At 44.9% G+C, this 20,017-nt stretch carries 17 protein-coding genes; 5 read left to right on the top strand and 12 right to left on the bottom strand.

Features of this window, described 5'->3' with window-relative positions; all coding sequences use genetic code 11:
* Nucleotides 1–43 precede the first annotated feature (43 nt).
* Complete coding sequence (locus ACLD71_RS01070; protein ID WP_411992484.1) at nucleotides 44–514, top strand: RDD family protein; 471 nt, start codon at nucleotides 44–46, stop codon at nucleotides 512–514.
* Between the two features lie 3 nt (nucleotides 515–517).
* Here the strand turns inward: ACLD71_RS01070 and lptG are convergent, their stop codons facing one another.
* The gene (lptG, locus tag ACLD71_RS01075; protein WP_411992486.1) at nucleotides 518–1,585 is read right to left on the bottom strand and encodes an LPS export ABC transporter permease LptG; all 1,068 of its coding nucleotides are present in this window, start codon (nucleotides 1,583–1,585) and stop codon (nucleotides 518–520) included.
* A complete protein-coding gene (gene lptF, locus ACLD71_RS01080; protein ID WP_137674260.1) occupies nucleotides 1,569–2,684 on the bottom strand; it encodes an LPS export ABC transporter permease LptF in 1,116 nt (371 codons plus the stop codon). The genes lptG and lptF overlap by 17 nt, the downstream gene beginning before the upstream one ends.
* A 193-nt stretch (nucleotides 2,685–2,877) precedes the next feature.
* Here lptF and pepA point away from each other — a divergent pair, with 193 nt between their 5' ends.
* From pepA to ACLD71_RS01100, 4 genes are all read left to right on the top strand, one after another.
* Nucleotides 2,878–4,386 carry a leucyl aminopeptidase gene (gene pepA / locus ACLD71_RS01085; RefSeq protein ID WP_411992488.1) on the top strand — a complete coding sequence of 503 codons (1,509 nt, stop codon included), beginning with the start codon at nucleotides 2,878–2,880 and terminating at the stop codon, nucleotides 4,384–4,386.
* A gap of 129 nt (nucleotides 4,387–4,515) precedes the next feature.
* The gene (locus ACLD71_RS01090; protein WP_411992490.1) at nucleotides 4,516–4,962 is read left to right on the top strand and encodes a DNA polymerase III subunit chi; all 447 of its coding nucleotides are present in this window, start codon (nucleotides 4,516–4,518) and stop codon (nucleotides 4,960–4,962) included.
* A gap of 14 nt (nucleotides 4,963–4,976) precedes the next feature.
* Nucleotides 4,977–7,850, top strand: coding sequence for a valine--tRNA ligase (locus ACLD71_RS01095; protein WP_411992492.1), 2,874 nt, complete (start codon nucleotides 4,977–4,979; stop codon nucleotides 7,848–7,850).
* Between the two features lie 60 nt (nucleotides 7,851–7,910).
* Nucleotides 7,911–8,612, top strand: a complete 702-nt coding sequence (locus ACLD71_RS01100; protein WP_303512166.1) for a DUF445 domain-containing protein — start codon at nucleotides 7,911–7,913, stop codon at nucleotides 8,610–8,612.
* Between the two features lie 13 nt (nucleotides 8,613–8,625).
* Here ACLD71_RS01100 and ACLD71_RS01105 read toward each other — a convergent pair whose 3' ends face one another.
* The 10 genes from ACLD71_RS01105 to nudF form a co-directional block, all read right to left on the bottom strand.
* Nucleotides 8,626–9,372: a substrate-binding periplasmic protein gene (locus ACLD71_RS01105; RefSeq protein ID WP_411992495.1), complete on the bottom strand. Its 747-nt coding sequence runs from the start codon at nucleotides 9,370–9,372 to the stop codon at nucleotides 8,626–8,628.
* Nucleotides 9,373–9,474: 102 nt separating this feature from the next.
* Nucleotides 9,475–9,846 carry a ribonuclease E inhibitor RraB gene (rraB, locus tag ACLD71_RS01110; RefSeq protein WP_137674266.1) on the bottom strand — a complete coding sequence of 124 codons (372 nt, stop codon included), beginning with the start codon at nucleotides 9,844–9,846 and terminating at the stop codon, nucleotides 9,475–9,477.
* Nucleotides 9,843–10,625 (bottom strand): 1-acylglycerol-3-phosphate O-acyltransferase, encoded by a 783-nt coding sequence (locus tag ACLD71_RS01115; protein ID WP_137674267.1) that lies wholly within the window; start codon nucleotides 10,623–10,625, stop codon nucleotides 9,843–9,845. Before ACLD71_RS01115 ends, rraB begins: the two co-directional genes overlap by 4 nt.
* A gap of 74 nt (nucleotides 10,626–10,699) precedes the next feature.
* Nucleotides 10,700–12,991: a DNA topoisomerase IV subunit A gene (gene parC, locus ACLD71_RS01120; RefSeq protein WP_137674268.1), complete on the bottom strand. Its 2,292-nt coding sequence runs from the start codon at nucleotides 12,989–12,991 to the stop codon at nucleotides 10,700–10,702.
* A 14-nt stretch (nucleotides 12,992–13,005) separates the two neighbouring features.
* Nucleotides 13,006–15,408: a putative bifunctional diguanylate cyclase/phosphodiesterase gene (locus ACLD71_RS01125; protein ID WP_137674269.1), complete on the bottom strand. Its 2,403-nt coding sequence runs from the start codon at nucleotides 15,406–15,408 to the stop codon at nucleotides 13,006–13,008.
* 14 nt (nucleotides 15,409–15,422) lie between these two features.
* Nucleotides 15,423–17,315, bottom strand: a complete 1,893-nt coding sequence (gene parE, locus ACLD71_RS01130) for a DNA topoisomerase IV subunit B (protein WP_137674270.1) — start codon at nucleotides 17,313–17,315, stop codon at nucleotides 15,423–15,425.
* Between the two features lie 11 nt (nucleotides 17,316–17,326).
* On the bottom strand, nucleotides 17,327–17,911 hold the full coding sequence (locus tag ACLD71_RS01135; protein WP_411992498.1) for a YqiA/YcfP family alpha/beta fold hydrolase: 585 nt from the start codon (nucleotides 17,909–17,911) through the stop codon (nucleotides 17,327–17,329).
* Nucleotides 17,912–18,736, bottom strand: a complete 825-nt coding sequence (gene cpdA, locus ACLD71_RS01140) for a 3',5'-cyclic-AMP phosphodiesterase (RefSeq protein ID WP_411992500.1) — start codon at nucleotides 18,734–18,736, stop codon at nucleotides 17,912–17,914.
* Between the two features lie 20 nt (nucleotides 18,737–18,756).
* The gene (locus tag ACLD71_RS01145) at nucleotides 18,757–19,197 is read right to left on the bottom strand and encodes a DUF1249 domain-containing protein (protein WP_411992502.1); all 441 of its coding nucleotides are present in this window, start codon (nucleotides 19,195–19,197) and stop codon (nucleotides 18,757–18,759) included.
* Nucleotides 19,187–19,837: an ADP-ribose diphosphatase gene (gene nudF / locus ACLD71_RS01150; protein WP_411992503.1), complete on the bottom strand. Its 651-nt coding sequence runs from the start codon at nucleotides 19,835–19,837 to the stop codon at nucleotides 19,187–19,189. Before nudF ends, ACLD71_RS01145 begins: the two co-directional genes overlap by 11 nt.
* Nucleotides 19,838–20,017 lie beyond the last annotated feature (180 nt).

The raw sequence follows: 20,017 nt of genomic DNA on the forward strand, positions 1-20,017 counted from the left end.
GAGTTTTGCTAACATACTTAAAATTCTTCAGAGTTCGTCAATCATGAGTGAAAACCAATCTACCGCTACGCTGCCCAGCGCAGGCTTTTTTCGACGCCTTGCTGCATATATTTATGACGCACTAATGGCTATCGCTATTGGCATGGTAGCCACTATGTTAGGGCTGGCTACGGTAGCTTTAGCTACCGCATTAGGCTGGTTAGTACTTGATGAAGGTGTAGAACATTCTAGCTACCTCGTAAGCCAGATATGGTTCCAAGGTCTTATTTGGGGAAGCATTATTCTGTTCTACATTTGGTTTTGGTGCAATCTTGGGCAAACCATAGGCATGCGTGCTTGGCGGTTACGAGTACAAAATAAAGATGGCTCTAACATCAGTTATACTCAAGCCCTGATCCGCTTATTTACCTCGGCGTTGGGCGCAGGTAACTTGATGGTATTGGTGACTAAAGACAATACCGCATTCCAAGATATTTGGGGCAGATGCCAAGTCGTAATCCTTCCGAAAAAGTAGTGCTTAGGTTCTTCGATTAATTAAGAAGAAAGCGATGCCTAGCACCAATACGCTAGGTATTGCAGCACTAATGTAAGGATGAACTCCGTACACTAGACTCATAGACCCCAACACTTGATCCAGAATGTAATAACTAAAGCCTGCCACCACACCCAGCATAATTTTAGCGCCCATGCTTGAGCTACGCAGCGGCCCAAATACAAATGACAACGCTAGCAACATCATAATACCGGTAAGAATTGGCATCATTAATTTACGCGCTAGAGCTAATTCGTAACGCGCTGGATCTTGGCGATTCTGTTTTAGGTAGGCAATGTAAGAGTACATACCAGTAATGGATAGATCATGCGGTTTAATCGTTACCACACTTAATTTATCTGGGGTTAAGGTGCTGCTCCACGGGTAGTCTTCGTAAAGCTGCTCGGTAACGCCGTTGTCACTAAAATCAATCACTTTTGCTTCACGAATAAGCCAACGATTTTTATCGTAGTAAGCTTGATTGCCTTCAACTTGTTGGTACAAATCGGCATCGTCGTTAAAGCGATAAATAGTAATATTGAACAGCTCTTTGTTTTCTTGTACTTCGCCAATATTTACAAAGCTTTCGCCGTCTTTGGCCCATACACCACGCTGCACGGCCACCATTGCGCCGCCCGACATTTTGCTTGAACGCAGCTCTTTCGCCGCCATGTCTGATTGGGGAGCAACATACTCGCCCAACAACATCATTACTATCATCATTGGCACGGCGGTTTTCAGTACCGCTACCGCGATATTAAACCGAGATAAACCAGCGCTTTGCATCACCACCAATTCACTGGTGCTAGCTAAAGAACCTAAGCCGATTAACGATCCAAGCAAGGCCGCCATAGGAAAGAAAATTTCTAGCTCGCGCGGTACGCTCAGTAGCACATACCACAGTGCGTCAGTGATTTGGTAATCACCTTGACCAACACTGCCCATTTGCTCTACAAACTTCACTATCATGCTTAAGCTTTGTAAGGTAACCAGCACCAGCAAGCTAGACATAATAATTGTACGGCCTACATACCAATCAAGAATCCGAAACACAGGCCTTTCCTTTAATCTTTCCGCGTATTTTCAAGAAATACTCACTTCTAATAAACAAGTAGAACAGCGCTATAAACAACATGAATGCATGCACCGACCACAACCCTATTTCGGACGCTAATTTACCGTCTTCCACACCACTGCGCGCGGCGCTGAGTAAAAGGTAGTAACTCAAATACAATAGTATGGCTGGCAACAACTTAGCATAACGCCCCTGCCTTGGGTTAACCGCCGCTAAGGGCACCACCATAAAGGTAAGAATAGGAATAGTAAGTGGCAGAGATATACGCCATTGCAGCTCGGCAATATGGGTAAGCTCTTGTGAGCCAACTAGCTGATTAGTAGGTAAAGACCATAAGCGTCGCTGCGATTGGTTGCCTTCTTGCTCGCGTAGGTACACGCGGTAACGTTCGAAATGCAAAATACTGAAGTCTAATTCTTCTGGTGCCTGTTCGTAACGTTTGCCGTTACTTAACACCATCCATTGAGACCCGTCGGTACGACGTTCAATTCCACCTTCTTCCGCCATCACTACCGATGGCCGTGTATCACTACCTTCGGGTGGGGTGTGGGCTACAAATACTTTCTCTAGGTGTTTTCCTTTGTTTTCAATTTGCTCTACAAAGGTGACCACCCCACCGCCTAAAGATTCAAAGCGACCTTGCACTAACACCGACATACCCGCTTCGGCGTCCATTTGGTCAAACAACTGCTGTTCTAACTCATTGGTATAGGGGCTTAAATACAAGGTATTGAAACCCGCCGCTAACGTGGAGATTAATCCAAGAATCATGGTGTCGCGCAACAATTGAGCAGTACTATAGCCACAGGCTTGCAGTACCACCATTTCACTATCGGCGTATAAACGACCATGAGCCACTAAAACACCAATAAACATGCTGATCGGTAAGATAAGGATCAAAAAGGCAGGCATGTTCAATAACATGACTTTTGCAATAATTTCACCGGCCACATTGCCTTCAGCAGCTTGTCCCAATACACGAACAAACTTTTGTGAGGTGAAAATCAGCATTAAAACTGCCAACACCGCGAGTTGGGTTTTTGCAGTTTCTTTAAATAGGTAACGGAATATTAGCACTCAGTCATTCACTTCAAACATAGAACTTTGCTGGTAATAGCAAAAAATTCAGATAAACTTTCTATTTTTTACAGTTTCACATAGCAATATGTGCCTGTATAACTCATATTTATTTAAACAGCAGATAGAATCGGCCAACCCGTTTTAGCAGGCAAGCTATCTTAACCCAGTTTTGGTGATTGTAGGAGTATTCATGGAGTTTAGCGTAAAAAGCGGTAGCCCGGAGAAGCAACGTAGTGCGTGTATAGTTGTTGGTGTGTACGAACCACGTCGTTTATCTCCTGTTGCCGAGCAACTAGATAAAATTAGCGATGGCTACATTAGCGCCTTGTTACGCCGCGGCGATCTAGAAGGTAAAGCTGGCCAAGTACTGTTATTACATCATGTGCCAAACGTACTTAGCGAACGTGTATTATTGGTAGGCTGCGGCAAAGAGCGTGAGTTAAATGAACGCCAATACCGCCAAATCATCACCAAAACCATTAATACCCTAAACGAAACCGGCTCTATGGAAGCCGTTTGCTTCTTGCCAGAGCTGCACGTTAAGTCTCGTAATACTTATTGGAAGGTTCGCCAAGCGGTAGAAACCACTCAAGAAAGTTTGTACAGCTTCGACATGCTAAAAAGCAATCGTGAAGAAACCCGTCGCCCGCTACGTAAAATTGTGTTCAATGTGCCTACTCGCCGTGAATTAACGATTGGCGAAAGCGCGGTGCAACATGGTTTAGCAGTGGCTCAAGGGGTAAAACACGCTAAAGACTTAGCCAACCTGCCACCAAATATTTGTAACCCTGCTTATTTAGCCGACCAAGCTAAAGAGCTGCAAAGCAACTACGACAACGTGAAAGTAAGCACCCTAGGTGAAGCCGAAATGGCAGAGCTTAAAATGGATTCTTACCTTGCGGTAGGCCGAGGTTCAGACAATGAATCAATCATGAGCGTGATTGAGTACTGTGCACCGGGTTGTGAAGACCAAAAACCTATCGTATTAGTAGGTAAAGGCTTAACCTTTGATTCAGGCGGTATTTCTTTAAAGCCAGGCGCAGGCATGGACGAAATGAAATACGATATGGGCGGCGCTGCTGGCGTATATGGCGCCATGAAAGCCTTAGCCGAATTACAACTACCTCTTAAAGTGACTGGCATTTTAGCAGGCTGTGAAAACATGCCTGGTGGCAACGCGTATCGCCCTGGCGATGTAATTACCACCATGTCAGGTATCACCGTTGAAGTATTAAATACCGATGCCGAAGGGCGTATGGTGTTATGTGACGTGCTCACCTACGTTGAGCGTTACGAGCCAGAACTAGTGATTGACGTAGCCACCTTAACCGGCGCTTGTGTAGTAGCACTTGGCCACCATACCAGCGGCTTAATGACGCCACATAACCCGCTCGCTCACGATTTACTCAATTGTGCAGAGCAAAGTGGAGATAAAACTTGGCGCTTACCGTTGGGCGAAGAGTACCAAGAGCAGCTAAACAGCAATTTTGCTGACATGGCTAACATTGGTGGCAAAACGGCAGGCTCAATTACCGCAGCTTGTTTCTTGTCGCGTTTCACTAAAAAGTACAACTGGGCACATTTAGATATTGCCGGTACGGCTTGGAAATCGGGCGGTGAAAAAGGCGCAACCGGGCGACCAGTGCCATTGCTCACTCAATTCTTGCTAAGCAAAACTGACCAAGAATTCGAAGAGTAAGCGCTAAGCCAACAATAATAAATGGGGAGCATTAGCTCCCTATTTTGCTTTTTCTAGGCATCAAAAAAGGGCGTCTACGCCACTAACTAAAGATTGCCGAGTATATTTCAAACAAGTAGTCTCTAGCGTATGAAAGCGAAATTTTATATCATGCCCGATTCTGTCACCACTGACAGCGAAGCACTCGATAAAATAGTGTGTGAGATACTCGCACAGTACTATCGAAATGGTGAGCGAATACAAGTGTATACCTCATCAAAGCAGCACGCAGAGCGGTTAGACGAAGTGTTATGGCAATTTGCGCCAGAACAATTTGTACCGCACAATCTCAGTGGTGAAGGCCCTCAAGGTGGGGCGCCCGTCGAGATATCTTGGCAGGCACCAAGGCAACGTCGCCAGTGTTTAGTGAACCTCACCAACACCGCGCCAGATTTTGCCCGAAATTTTCAGCATATTATCGATTTTGTGCCAGCAGATGAAACCGGTAAGGCTGCGGCTAGAGAACGTTATCGAGTGTATCGCCAACAGGGTCTACAATTAGACACCGTGACGTACACAAACCCAGACATTACATAGAGTCAGTACATCCAATGGAAAAGACCTACAACCCAAGCGCAATTGAACAAGCGCTATATCAAGAATGGGAACAACAAGGCCACTTTAAGCCGCATGGCGATACCACTAAAAACGCCTACAGCATTATGATCCCACCGCCAAACGTAACTGGCAGCTTGCATATGGGACATGCGTTTCAAGACACCATTATGGATACGCTGATCCGCTACCAACGCATGCAAGGTAAAAACACCTTATGGCAAGTTGGTACCGACCACGCCGGTATCGCTACGCAAATGGTCGTAGAGCGTAAGATCGCAGCAGAAGAAGACAAAACTAAGCACGATTACGGCCGTGAGGCCTTTATCGACAAAATTTGGGACTGGAAAGCCGAGTCTGGCGGTACCATTACTAAGCAGCTACGCCGTTTAGGTGCATCGGTAGATTGGGAGCGTGAACGCTTCACCATGGATGACGGCATGTCTAAAGCCGTTGAAGAAGCCTTTGTACGTTTATACGAAGATGATTTAATTTACCGTGGCAAGCGCCTAGTAAACTGGGATCCAAAGCTTCATACCGCTATTTCAGACTTAGAAGTAGAAAACAAAGAGCAAAAAGGCCACATGTGGCATTTGCGTTACCCGCTAGCAGATGGTGAAACCACCAGTGAAGGTAAGAACTACTTAGTGGTTGCTACCACCCGTCCAGAAACCATGCTGGGTGATACTGGTGTTGCGGTTAACCCTGAAGACCCGCGCTACCAAGCGCTAATTGGTAAGTTTATTGAACTACCTTTAGTTGGCCGTCGCATTCCAATTGTTGGCGACGAACACGCCGATATGGAAAAAGGCACGGGTTGTGTGAAAATCACCCCCGCTCACGATTTCAATGACTGCGAAGTAGGTAAACGCCACCAACTGCCAATGATCAACATTCTTACCTTGAATGCTGATATTCGCGATGAAGCAGAAGTATTTAATACTAACGGTGAACCCTCAAACGCTTATCCAACAGATATTCCTGCAGAGTTTCAAGGTCTAGAGCGCTTTGCAGCACGCAAAGCAATTGTTGCCAAGTTTGATGAATTAGGTTTACTTGAAGAAGTTGCCGACCACAACAACACCGTGCCATACGGTGACCGTGGTGGCGTAGTAATTGAGCCAATGCTTACCGACCAATGGTATGTACGTGCAGCTCCGCTAGCTAAAACAGCCACCGAAGCCGTTGAAAATGGCGACATTAAGTTTGTCCCTCAGCAATACGAAAATATGTACTTCTCTTGGATGCGTGACATTCAAGACTGGTGTATCTCTCGCCAGCTGTGGTGGGGACATCGTATTCCTGCTTGGTACGACGAATCAGGCAAAGTATACGTAGGCCGTAACGAAGCCGAAGTACGCAGCAAACACAGCTTGGCTGACGACGTTATGCTTCGCCAAGACGACGACGTATTAGATACCTGGTTCTCATCAGGCTTATGGACCTTTGCCACGCAAGGCTGGCCTGAAAAAACGCCGAATCTAGCCACCTTCCACCCTAGTGATGTGCTGGTTACCGGTTTTGACATTATTTTCTTCTGGGTAGCCAGAATGATCATGATGACCATGTATTTCATGAAAGACGAAAACAACAAGCCACAAGTACCGTTTAAAACCGTGTATGTAACGGGACTTATTCGTGATGAAAATGGCGATAAAATGTCGAAATCTAAGGGCAACGTGCTTGACCCATTAGACATGATTGACGGTATCGATTTAGAAAGCTTAGTAACCAAGCGTTGTGGCAACATGATGCAGCCGCAGCTCGCCAAGAAAATTGAAAAAGATACCCGAAAAACCTTTGAAGATGGTATTGAAGCCCACGGTACCGATGCCCTGCGTTTCACCCTTGCTGCCATGGCCACCACTGGTCGCGACATTAACTGGGACATGAACCGCCTAGAGGGTTACCGTAACTTCTGTAACAAGTTATGGAATGCCAGCCGCTACGTATTAATGAATACCGAAGAGCAAGATTGCGGCCTCTCTTCACAAGAGCAGGGCGGCGAAATGGAGTTTTCGCTGGCTGACCGTTGGATTGAAGGCCAATACCAGCAAACTGTTAAAGCTTACCGTGAAGCACTGGATACTTACCGCTTCGACATTGCCGCTCAGCTTATTTATGAGTTCACCTGGAACCAGTTCTGTGGTTGGTATTTAGAGCTTACTAAACCAGTATTGTTTAAAGGCACTGAAGCCCAGCAACGTGGTACACGTAATACTCTGCTTAACGTTCTAGAGAGTTTATTGCGTTTAATGCACCCAATCACGCCGTACATTACTGAAACTATTTGGCGCCAAGTCGCTCCATTGGCCGGTAAAGCTGAAGCAACAGACAGCATTATGCTACAAAGCATTCCTGAGTTTGACGCCTCACGCATCGACGAAGCAGCAGTGGCAGATTTAGAGTGGCTTAAGCAGTTCATTCTAGCAATTCGCAACATTCGTGGTGAAATGGACATTAGCCCCAATAAACCACTAAATGTATTGCTGAAAAATGCTTCAAGCGAAGATTTACGCCGCTTAAACGATAACGCCCCATTCTTAGCCTCTTTGGCTAAGTTAGAAAGCACTACAGCATTAGCCGAAGGTGAAACTGCTCCAGCCTCTGCCACCGCGATTCTTGGTGACATGGAAATCTTGATTCCTATGGCTGGTCTTATCGATAAAGATGCAGAGCTAGCGCGTATCGGCAAGCAACTTGAAAAGCTAGATAAAGAGCTGTCTAAAGTATCAGGCAAACTGTCTAACCAAAAATTTGTAGCGAACGCGCCAGAGCAAGTTATTGCAAAAGAACGCGGCAAGCTAGAAGAGATGGAAAATGCCAAAGCTAAGCTAGTGGCTCAGCAAGAGACTATTGCAGCGCTTTAGTATTCTATGATTTAAAAGTCCTCCTGCGGGAGGACTTTTTTGTTTGTGAAAGGACAAAAAATGAATAAAAGCTTAATCACCAACTTAATCACGTTAGCGTTGGTAGCGTTTGGCTACTTTGCTAATCATAGCTTGGTGTTCTCTATCGGGTTGTTTGCGCTATCGGGCGCGGCGACTAATTGGATTGCCATTCATATGTTGTTTGAAAAAGTGCCGGGCTTGTATGGCTCTGGAATTATTCCGGCACGTTTTGATGATTTTAAAGCGGGCATTAAACAGCTAATGCTTAATCAATTTTTCACTCCCGAAAACATCGACCGATTTTTGTCTGATGCCAGCGGCAAAGCGGTGCAGCTTAACCTACGCCCAGTTATCGACAAAACAGACTTCAGCCCAGCCTACCACGCCTTAGTTGAAACTATTGAGAGCTCGTCGTTTGGTGGCATGTTAGCCATGGTGGGCGGTAAAGAAGCACTTACTCCGCTAGAGCAACCATTCATCGATAAACTTAAAAATGCAGTGATTGAAATTAGCGAAGATGAGCAATTTAGTGAAGCGCTGCGCGAAGAGCTTGAGCAACCTGAACATTTAGGCGACGTGCAGCAAAAAATCACGGTGATTATTGAGCAACGTTTGGCTGAGCTCACCCCACAACTGGTTAAGCAAATTATTCAAGAAATGATCCGCAAACACCTTGGCTGGTTAGTGGTATGGGGCGGTGTATTTGGCGGGCTCTTTGGCTTAATTCACGGCTTGGTATAGTTTAAAAAGCGCGCTAGTCGCGTTTTAACAACTTGTTCTGTTCCAGCAAACGTTGTACTTCTCCACTATCTAGCATGTCTTGTAAAGCTTTGGATAGCTCTTGTTTTCTCTGTACCAATGGAGAATGTTTAGAAATAGCAAGATATACGGGCCGATGCTCCTGTTCCACATAGTTAGCGTGTTTAAACCATGCACTAATACTTTGTTCCTTTATGAAATAATCCCCTTCAGCACATGACATTATAAGCGTGTCTATACGCTCTCCTTTTAGCAACCGAAATGCTGCTATGTCATCTATTACTTCATGCTTAAACAGCTGCTCGTCTTTATCAAAGCGCTCGAAGTAAGCCACCTTACTTTGCACTGCAATACGCAAACTTTTCAGGTCTTGATAACTATTAATCTTAAGCTGACTGTCATGTCTCAAATAAAAGCAGGTGTTTTGATGGCTTCGATAAGGAGGCTCTACAAAAGCCATGTATTGCTCGCGCTCGGCAGTTTTATATAAACCACTCATTAAGTCACTCTCGCCCATCATCATGTGTTTCAAGCAACGTTTCCAGCCACATCCTTTTGTTACTAGGTCGAGTTCCAAACGGGCGCTTAAGCCTTTCAAGATGTCGATTTCTATTCCACTTAAACTGCCATCAGATTCAATGGTTCGCCAAGGTGGCCAATGGGCGTTCGCAGTTGTGATAGCTTGCTGAGCTGATGCTGACCAACACACAAAACACCATACCGACAAGATTCTTAAAATCACTGCTATTCCTTTAGCCCATCGTTACAGTTTCTCTTAGTATAATTAGTGTAGTAAAAAAAAAGCGACGCATTAGCGTCGCTTTTTTTTAGAAACCTTTGCTACTTAATCGTCATCTTCTTCATCAGACTCAAAGTACGTTCCCCAGCCATCGTAAATCACTTTATTCTTTTCAGCTATTTTAGCTAAGGTTTCAATATCTTGCTTGATACCTTCAGCTTCGAGCGGCGCTTCAACAATTACATCAAAACACCACACCTTAGTGCCGTCTTCTAACTCAGCTTCTTCAGCGTCACTCACTTCAAAACCCGCTTTAAACACGTCTACAGCGGCTTTCTCTAGCACTTTAAAGTCTTTACTAGCTAAGTGATGTTCAATCGTATACTCAGCGTCAGGGTCGCTGCCATCGGCCAACAACTCTTGAATAATTAAATCTGTTTCTTCCTGCCAATCGGCAACCACTTGTTGCATGCTCATGATTGTTCTCCTGCCAACACATCTTGGCCTGCTAGCTGTTTATTGTGAACGTCTTGGTAATCTGCAGCTTCACCACGTGCTTCCATTGTGAGCTCATAAATCCGCTGTTCCATGGTGTCGTGTAATTGGCCAATTTCGGCGCGTAGATTGCTCTTCCAGGCGCTGACATCAATCGGTTGACCAACCTCTACGATCACTTTGCCGTTGTTCCAACGATTTAGTTTTACTTGACCATGAGTAGAAGAACAGCAAATCGGTAACATGGGTACTTTTGCTTGCATAGCTAAATGAAAAGCACCGGTTTTAAAGGCTTGTAAACCACGGCCATAACTCCGGGTTCCTTCGGGGAACATCCATACCGATAAATGGCGTTTATCAATGGCTTCGGCGGCTTGTTTAATGGTGTCTGCAGCTTTACTACGGCGATCTCGATCAATCAGAATATTACCGGTAATCCAGTAAATTTGACCGAAAAATGGAATTTTAGCTAAGCTCTTTTTACCAATAGACACCACTCCTTTGCGCAAGGCAAAAGGCAGGGTGAACATGTCGTAGCTATTTTGATGGTTAGCAACCCACACGGCTTTATCCGGCAAGTCTTGCGTAACCCAACGTACTTCAACGTTAATACCTACAAAACGACCACACTTAGCGATTAATACACCAATTTGATGTACTAAATCTGGATGACGCGGTCGTGTTAAACAATACAAAATAACAAACGGAAATGCCGTTAGCATTACCACAGCAATAAACAAAATTCGGATTACGGCTAACATAGCACCCCCATTAAAACAGCCCGCAGTATACGCGCTGCATTTTAGGTGAACAAGTGTAAGCTGAAAAACTTAACTTAAGCGTCATCTGCAGATGGCTCATCAGCGATGCTTGCATTGGTTTCAACTTCAACCGCATCAACACGTTGCAAACCGCGCGGCAGTTTATTCCCCCTGCGACCTCGTTCTCCACGGTAATGGTCTAAGTCGCTCGGTTTTAAGGTAAGTTTGCGCTTTCCGGCAAACAAGGTCACCGCTGCATCTGCAGGTACTACGTTAAGTAAAGTGACATACTCTTCACGATTCTTAACCCGTGCCGATGGAATACTAATCAGCTTATTGCCCTTACCTTTCGCCAACGCTGGCAAGCTAGTCAGCGGGAACACCAACATTCTACCTTCGTTAGAAATGGCCAAGCAGCTATCGGTATCATAGTTTTGCACCACAATCGGCGCCATAACTTTACTGCCCGCTGGCAGGTTTAAATAAGCCTTACCGTTTTTGTTTTTGCTCAGCATATCGGCGTATTTGCCAATAAAACCATAACCGGCGTCAGACGCCATTAAATAGCGCTGCTCATCATCGGCCATCACCACATGGCCAAACATTTCGCCCGGTGCGGGATTAAAGCGACCGGTTAATGGCTCACCTTGGCTTCGCGCAGATGGCAAGGTATGCGAATCGAGCGAATAGCTTCGCCCTGCGGTATCAAAGAACACCGCCTGTTGGTTACTGCGGCCACTGGCACTGCCTAAAAAGCTGTCGCCAGCTTTATAACTCAAACCGTGGGCATCAACTTCATGGCCTTTCGCCGCGCGGGCCCAGCCTTTATCCGATAACACCACCGTGATGGCTTCGTTTGGCATCAATTCTTTTTCGCTCAGTGCTTTTGCTTCGGCACGTACCATCAGCGGCGAACGGCGATCATTACCATAAGTTTCTGCATCGGCAATTAGCTCTTTCTTGAGCAAAGTGCTCATGCGGCGCTCGCTGCCTAATAACTTTTCAAGCTTATCGCGTTCTTCGGCCAGCTCAGCTTGTTCACCACGAATTTTGATTTCTTCTAACTTCGCTAACTGACGCAATTTAATTTCTAAAATTGATTCAGCTTGCTTGTTGGATAGACCAAAGCGCTCCATAAGGGCTGCTTTCGGTTCATCTTCGGTACGAATAATCTCAATGACTTCATCAATATTTAAGAAGGCGATTAACAAGCCTTCTAATATGTGTAGCCTGGCTAACACTTTATCTAAGCGGTATTGCAGGCGGCGACGCACTACGTCACGACGAAAACGTAGCCACTCACTTAATATTTGAACTAAACCTTTAACCTGTGGGCGATTATCCAAACCCAACATATTTAGGTTTACGCGATAGTTACGTTCAAGATCGGTAGAAGCAAACAAGTGATTCATTAGCTGGTCTACATCCACGCGGTTAGAGCGTGGCACTACAACAATTCGAGTTGGATTCTCATGATCTGATTCATCACGTAAATCCACAACCATCGGCAATTTTTTAGCCTGCATTTGCGCGGCAACTTGCTCTAGTACTTTGGCACCAGATACCTGATGAGGCAAAGCGGTAATAACCACTTCACCATCTTCGGTATGAAACACAGCCCGCATTTTGATTGAACCACGGCCAGTTTCATAAATTTTTTGAATATCTTTCGATGGCGTAATAATTTCGGCTTCGGTGGGATAATCAGGTGCTTTTACATGCTCAAGTAAATCCCCTAGCTGCGCTTTAGGGTTATCCAGCAAATGCACACAAGCATTGGCTACTTCTTTCACGTTATGCGGTGGTATATCGGTCGCCATACCTACAGCAATACCGGTTACACCATTGAGCAGTATGTGAGGTAAACGTGCCGGCAATACTTTGGGCTCGTTCATGGTGCCATCAAAATTTGGCACCCAATCACAAGTTCCTTGGCCTAACTCACTGAGTAAAACCTCTGAGAACTTCGATAATTTGGCTTCGGTATAACGCATCGCCGCGAAAGACTTAGGGTCATCGGGCGCGCCCCAGTTACCTTGTCCATCAACCAAAGGGTGGCGATAAGAAAACGGCTGCGCCATTAATACCATTGCTTCATAACAGGCAGAATCACCGTGAGGGTGATACTTACCTAATACGTCACCCACAGTACGGGCAGACTTTTTGTATTTGGCGTTCGCCGATAAGCCCAGCTCAGACATGGCGTAAATAATACGACGCTGTACCGGTTTTAAACCATCGCCAATATGTGGCAAGGCACGGTCCATGATTACGTACATGGAATAATTTAAATACGCCTGCTCAGTAAAGTTGCTCATCGATAGGCGTTCTACGCCCTCTAAACTGAGTTCATTCGCATCACTCATGCTTTATAACCCTTTTATGTTCCTTGCAAAGCTAGCACTGCTGATGCTTTGTCTAATTGCCAGAAATAGCGTGCGCTAGCTGGTTTACCTATGTAATAGCCTTGCGAGTAATCAACTCCCAAGCTAATCAGTTCGTTATTTAATGCTTCTGATTCGACAAACTCCGCCACCGTTTTATGGCCAAGCTCATTAGCAATGCCAACCAAAGCTTGAATAAGTACCCTATCTTCATTTTGATTAAGGATCTCGCGGACAAATGAACCGTCGATTTTTAAGAAATCAAAAGGCAGTTGTTTTAAAGAGTGGAAAGACGAATACCCGACACCAAAGTCATCCAAGGCAATCGCACAGCCTAGCGCTTTTAAACGCTTAATATGATCTTCTGCTTGCTTCATATTAGGCAGAGCTGCGGTTTCGGTAATTTCGAAAATGATCATGTCACCGGCAATGTTACGGCTAACAAACTCACGAGAAATACGAGCAATCACTTTTTCGCTACAGAACGAGCGTGCTGATAAGTTAATAGCAAGCTTGTCGGTGTAACCATTACGCAGGTTAGTTTCCATCTGCTGCAAGGCTTGCTGCACGACCCACAGGTCAATTTTGTCAATTTGGCCGTTTTTCTCAGCCGCTAAAATAAGTTGATAAGGCGAATGTAACTGGTCTTTATCATCTCGCACTCGCAGCAGCACTTCGTAGTGCTCTACTTTGTTGAGTTTGTTATTCATGATTGGCTGATAAAAAAGCTCTAAGCGGTCTCGCTCAATGGCATTTTGCGCCAAATCTAACCAGTAGTGTTTTTTAGCAAGTTCAGAGTCACTGCTTTCGGCTTGGAAACTCACCACACAATTTTTACCACGTTCTTTGGCCTGGTTGTTACAAATGTCGGCCTTCGCCATTAAGTCTTCAAAGCCACTACCATGCTCTGGGAAGGCAACAATGCCCACACAAGCGGAAGCAGTATGAATAATGTTATGCCCAGGCACACTCACTTGTGCCAGCATGCTAATAATGCGCTGCGCAACCACTTCGGCATAAGCCAAACTGGTATCTTCTAAATAGATCGCAAATTCATCACCGCTAATTCGCGCTAGCAAGGTTTCATTAGGCAATAAACGCTCTAAACTCGAGGCCACTTGGCGCAACATTTCGTCACCAGCACCATGGCCACTAATGTCGTTTACATACTTAAAGTTATCCAAATCAACCATTAGTAAGCAGCCATAACGCTGTTTTTCAACCATTTGGTTAATCACCCGCTCAAATTTACGACGGTTAGGTAAATCGGTTAAATTATCGTAATTAGCCACCCACTCAAGCTCTTCAGCACGGCTTTTAAGCTGCTGCTCTAGCGCCTCTAACTGATAAGAAAGTCTCACCAATGTGTGGTTAAGCTCATCAGATTCATCTTGAAGAAACCGTTTGCCGTTGGTTTCTAAATTACGCCTAAACAAGTTGTGTGATGAGCGCGCTAATAAGGGCAAATTGTTAATGGTGCGGCGCATTCTTCGCAATGAGGGGCTAAGGGCAAATACCACAATCGCGCCAGCAAAAAACAAAGCGGCAATACCAAATAACAGATTGTTGTAGTCAGCCCTTTTTAGCTGATTAAGCTGGGTATTAATATCATTTACGATGGCGTAATACACAGGACGAGTTTGGCTAGTGTTGTTTACCTTAAAGGCGTGTAATTCAGTCAGCCCCATTTCGCTATCAAACTGCTCAACGCCATTAACAATATCTTTGGCGTTCAGCCCTACCAGAATATCCTGCACCATATCGCGATAAGCCGATTCAGAATAAAGCAGGTTCACTGACAAATCTTCGTTTAACTCTACCAAGAAGTGGTGGCTGCCTTGGCTAGCAGGGAATAGTTCAAGTAAGCGCAGCGAGTCAATGCTGTAAAAAATCCGATAACTGCCCTGCTCTTCTAATTGCTCTAAATCGGTGGCGATAATAATCCTACAACTGAGCGGGCAATCTAAAATCCATTTAGCTTCTACTGTCTCCGGGTCTTGAAGCATCCATTCCAAGGCCTTTTGGCTATGAGCAATATAACCAAATTCGTATTTCAAGCCCTCTAGTGGGTCTACCACACTTAAGCTACGCACTGGCAGTTCGGTATTACCACGTAGATCCTGCCAAAAAGAATCAAAAATAGAAGAGAGTTGTTCGGTTTCAAAGTCATCGAAACGATAACTTTGGCTAGAGGTAACGCCCTGCAAGCGAGAGAACACGTCACCATAGTATTTTTGTAATTGATATTGTTGGTTTTCAATAACCTGTGCTCTTCCTAGCAAGAAAAAACTCTTAAGATTATCGTGATTAAAACTAATTAAGCCGACTAAAGTCACCAGCAACACACCACATAATAGTAGTAGTGCTTTATTTGCTAGCCCTAAACGTAAGTCGCGCATGCCTTAATAATTCCCTATACCAAATCTGAGGCCATATTGCCTTTCTCTTCTAACCATTGTTTACGGTCACCCGAGCGCTTCTTCGCCAGCAGCATGTCCATTAGCTGCAAGGTTGGTTGTTCTTCTTCAACGGTTAACTGCACCAGTCGACGCGTATTTGGATCCATGGTAGTTTCGCGCAACTGCAAAGGATTCATCTCACCCAAACCTTTAAAGCGCTGTACGTTAACTTTACCGCGTTTCTTCTCGGCTTCAATTCTATCCAAAATGCCTTGTTTTTCATCTTCATCAAGGGCGTAAAAAACTTCTTTGCCTACATCAATTCGGTACAAAGGCGGCATCGCTACATAAATGTGTCCTTGCTCAACCAGTGCTCGAAAATGCATCATAAATAAAGCACACAGCAAGGTGGCAATGTGCAGACCATCGGAGTCGGCATCCGCCAGAATACATATTTTCCCGTAGCGTAAACCGCTTAAATCAGTACTGTCGGGATCAATGCCAATGGCTACCGATATATCGTGTACTTCTTGTGAGGCTAATACTTCACTGGCATCAACTTCCCAAGTATTAAGAATTTTTCCGCGCAGTGGCATCACCGCTTGAATTTCTCGCTCGCGCGCTTGCTTTGCACTACCACCAGCAGAATCCCCCTCTACTAAGAACAATTCACCTTTTAAAGGGTCTTGGCTAGTACAGTCGGTTAATTTGCCAGGTAAAGCAGGCCCAGAAGTCACCTTTTTACGGGCAATTTTTTTAGTCGAACGTATTCGGCGCTGAGCATTACTAATAAATACTTCGGCCAACAATTCTGCTTGGTCGGTATGGGTGTTTAGCCACAGGCTAAAAGCATCTTTAACAATACCCGATACGAAGGCCGCGGATTGTCGTGACGATAAGCGCTCTTTGGTTTGGCCAGCGAACTGAGGATCTTGCATTTTTACCGACAGCACGTAACAACAACGATCCCACACATCGTCGGGCGTGAGTTTAAGGCCTCGCGGTAAAATATTACGGAATTCACAGAACTCTCGCATCGCATCTAACAAACCTTGGCGCAAACCATTTACATGAGTACCACCTTGAGCCGTGGGGATAAGATTCACGTAACTTTCGGTAATGCTATCGCCACCTTCGGGTAACCAACTTACCGCCCAATCTACCGCTTCATCTTTACTAGAAAAAGCACCAGTGAATGGGTCTTCAGGTAAGCTAATAAAATCTTTAAAGGATTGGCTTAGGTAATCTTTTAAGCCATCTTCGTAATACCATTCGTCGTTTTGTTTATTAACTTTATCGACAAACTTAATGTTCAAGCCAGGGCACAATACTGCTTTCGCGCGCAACAAATGACGTAACCGCGACACGGAAAACTTAGGGCTATCGAAATAACTAGCGGTAGGCCAAAAGCGTACTCGGGTACCGGTATTTCGTTTACCAACGGTGCCCGTTACTGTTAACTCTTCAACTTTATCGCCATTTTCAAACGCCATTTCAAATACTTGGCTATCACGGCGTACCTGCACCTCGACACGCGAAGACAAGGCGTTTACCACCGAAATACCCACACCGTGCAAACCACCCGAAAACTGGTAGTTGTCGTTGCTAAATTTACCACCAGCGTGCAAGCGAGTGAAAATAAGCTCTACGCCACTGACCTTTTCTTCTGGGTGAACATCGGTGGGCATACCACGACCATCATCAACAACTTCAATTGATTGGTCTTCAAACAAGGTGACGGTAATTGAGCGAGCATGGCCAGCGAGTGCTTCATCAACACTGTTGTCTATAACTTCTTGGGCTAAGTGGTTGGGGCGAGTGGTATCGGTATACATGCCAGGGCGGCGTTTTACCGGGTCTAAACCACTTAATACCTCAATTGAGTCTGAATTATATTGATCAGCCATGATAGAAATCGTTACCTGCGTGCCAAAAAGTCGAGAATGTCACCACAATATTGCTCAAAGCCTTGAAAGCTGTGGTCTCCACCCTCTTCAATAGTGAAAGTTGCCCCATTATACTCAGTGACAGCTAGGTTAAAGTCCAGTACTTCATCTGCTGTTTGTAACATCACCCATAGCCGCTGCTGACAGCTTAGTTGGCTGACTTCCAGTTGCTTTAACTGCTCTATGTGTTGTTCTTCTAAGCAGTATGTTTGCTGAGTATAAGGGTTAGTTTGTTCGCCTAAAAAATCTTTAAGCAAGTTATAAGGTTTTACCGCTGGATTAACCAATACCGCAGGCACGCCAGTTGATTGGGCGACTCGAGTGGCTAAAAAGCCTCCGAGTGAGCTGCCAACCACACCTATGAGCCTATTTTGGTACTGGGTAAGTAAGCTTTCAATTTGTTGCCATGCCTCCATGGGATAACAAGCCAACTGCGGGCACACAAACTGAATATCAGAGTGATTGTCTTCCAAGAAGCCCGCCATGGCGAGTGCTTTTGCGGAGTTAGGCGAGCTATTAAAGCCGTGTAGATAAAGTAGGACTGAAGGCAGTTCCACTCAGTAACCTTTGGACTTTGGGTCGGGAAGAAAACTTCGTTCAGGTAAACGGCGCAGTCTAGTGGCAATCCGCCCTTCTGGCGTAAGCTGCAAATAACGCCAGCCTGGCTGCTGATGATCTAATGCGAAGTTTGCCGATAAAGGTAGAAATTGGATGCAGGTGCTAGGGGTTGCAATAAACGCCACACCGTCAAACTGAAATTCGTAGTTTTGATGTACGTGGCCAAAAATAACACCGCGAACATTAGGGTAACCAGCAATCACCGCAAAAAACTGTTCAGCGTTTTTTAAGTTATGCTGATCTAACCAATTGCTGCCCACCGGAATGGCTTGGTGATGCATAGCGATCAATACATGTTTATCTGGATATTCTGCTAAAGCTTGTGCCAAGTCATCTAACTGCTGCTGGCTCATCACCCCGTGAGGTTCGCCTTCAACTTGGGTATCTAGCATAATCACTTGCCAATGCTCGCTTATCAGTTGCTTTGACGTTAACACCCCATATTGCGCTAGGGTTTGCATGTTAGCTTGTAAATCGTGATTACCCGGCAACCAAAAACTTGGGCGCTCTAGCTCTGCGACTTTTTCAGCAAAGCGTTGATATGAACGTTTGGTATGATCTTGAGATAAATCGCCAGTGGCGAGAATATAATCGAAGGGGATCTGTTCACTTTTTACATTATCTAAAACTGCACTAAAGCTGTCGCTAGTATTTACACCCAGCAAGCCAGTTTGGTCATCAGCAAACAAGTGGGTGTCGGTAACTTGCAATAAGCGCACGTTGCCATCTTCTGCTGTATTTATATCTAATTTAGTAAATGCCACAATCTTTTCTTGTAGTTTGACTATGCAAACTCAACTTTAATCCGCTGTTTTATACAAAATACCAACCAGTCATTAAGAAACTGATTTGTTTGATGCTTTTCATCTTGGTGATGCATCTTTTTATTCGGGTAATCATACCTTGGTTTTAGCTTAAAAATCTGCTGACTAGCACACACTTCCGCCAACCGCGCATCGTGGTACAAACGCACTAACAGTTGCGGTTGCAAATAATTATACGCTTGGGAAGTGGCCTGCCTAATTTCGTATAAAGCAGTATATCGAGTCAACTCTTTACTTTCTAATAAGTAGTTTTCACCGACTTTGGGGATCAAACGTAAACTTTCCCCCACCTCTAAAGAGGCTGGAAACAATCGAGTCATCAAAGTGTAATTAGCCGCATAAAGCTGCATTAATTGGTCAAGATTAACCCGATAGTTAGAGGGCCTTCCCTTATTGGCCATCACCGTCGCCATCATTCTGCCATTGCTGCATCACTTTCTGCAAATTGAGCTGCAACCATTGAATAGCAATCACAGCGGCAGCGTTATCAATAACGCCCGTTTGCACCCACTCAAAGGCCTGTTCACGACTGATCACTTTAACCAATATATCTTCGTTTTCGTTATCTAAACCATGTACGCCACCAGCTTTGCTAGAATCAACTTCACCAATATAGAGGTGAATCCGTTCGCTCAAACCACCTGCTCCAGGCAAAAAGCTATTACACGAAATAACTCGCGCCACGTTAAGCCCGGCTTCTTCTTCGGCTTCACGAACGGCTACTTCTAGTGGCGGCTGGCCGCTATCTAACATGCCAGCGACAATCTCCAGCAACCAAGGGCTAGCACCGGTTTCTACCGCACCAATACGAAACTGTTCTACCAGTACTACTTGGTCCAATTTAGGATCAAACAACAAAATGCCCGCAGCATGACCACGGTCCATCATTTCTCGAGTCATCCAATTGCTCCACCCGCCTTGGTATAAACGGTGGCGCAGAGTATAGCGTTGTAACTTGAAGAAACCTTGATATACATCTTCAACTGATTGGATTTCTACATCATCTTGAGAAAACTGACTACCAGAGTGTGGCTTAGGCATACGAACTTAGTCTCCTTTTTGTAACGATTGGTATATAATGCGTCAGAATATATTGCTGAAATATCAAATTGCTTTAAATTAGTGGTTTTTCTTTGATATCTAGGTCTTACTCTACAAATAAAGCTGGTATAGACTAGCATTAATTAGCAAATGTTAGTTTTAAACCAAGGACTTTTGTTC

Source organism: Agarivorans sp. DSG3-1 (assembly GCF_046774965.1).
Classification (GTDB): Bacteria; Pseudomonadota; Gammaproteobacteria; order Enterobacterales; family Celerinatantimonadaceae; genus Agarivorans.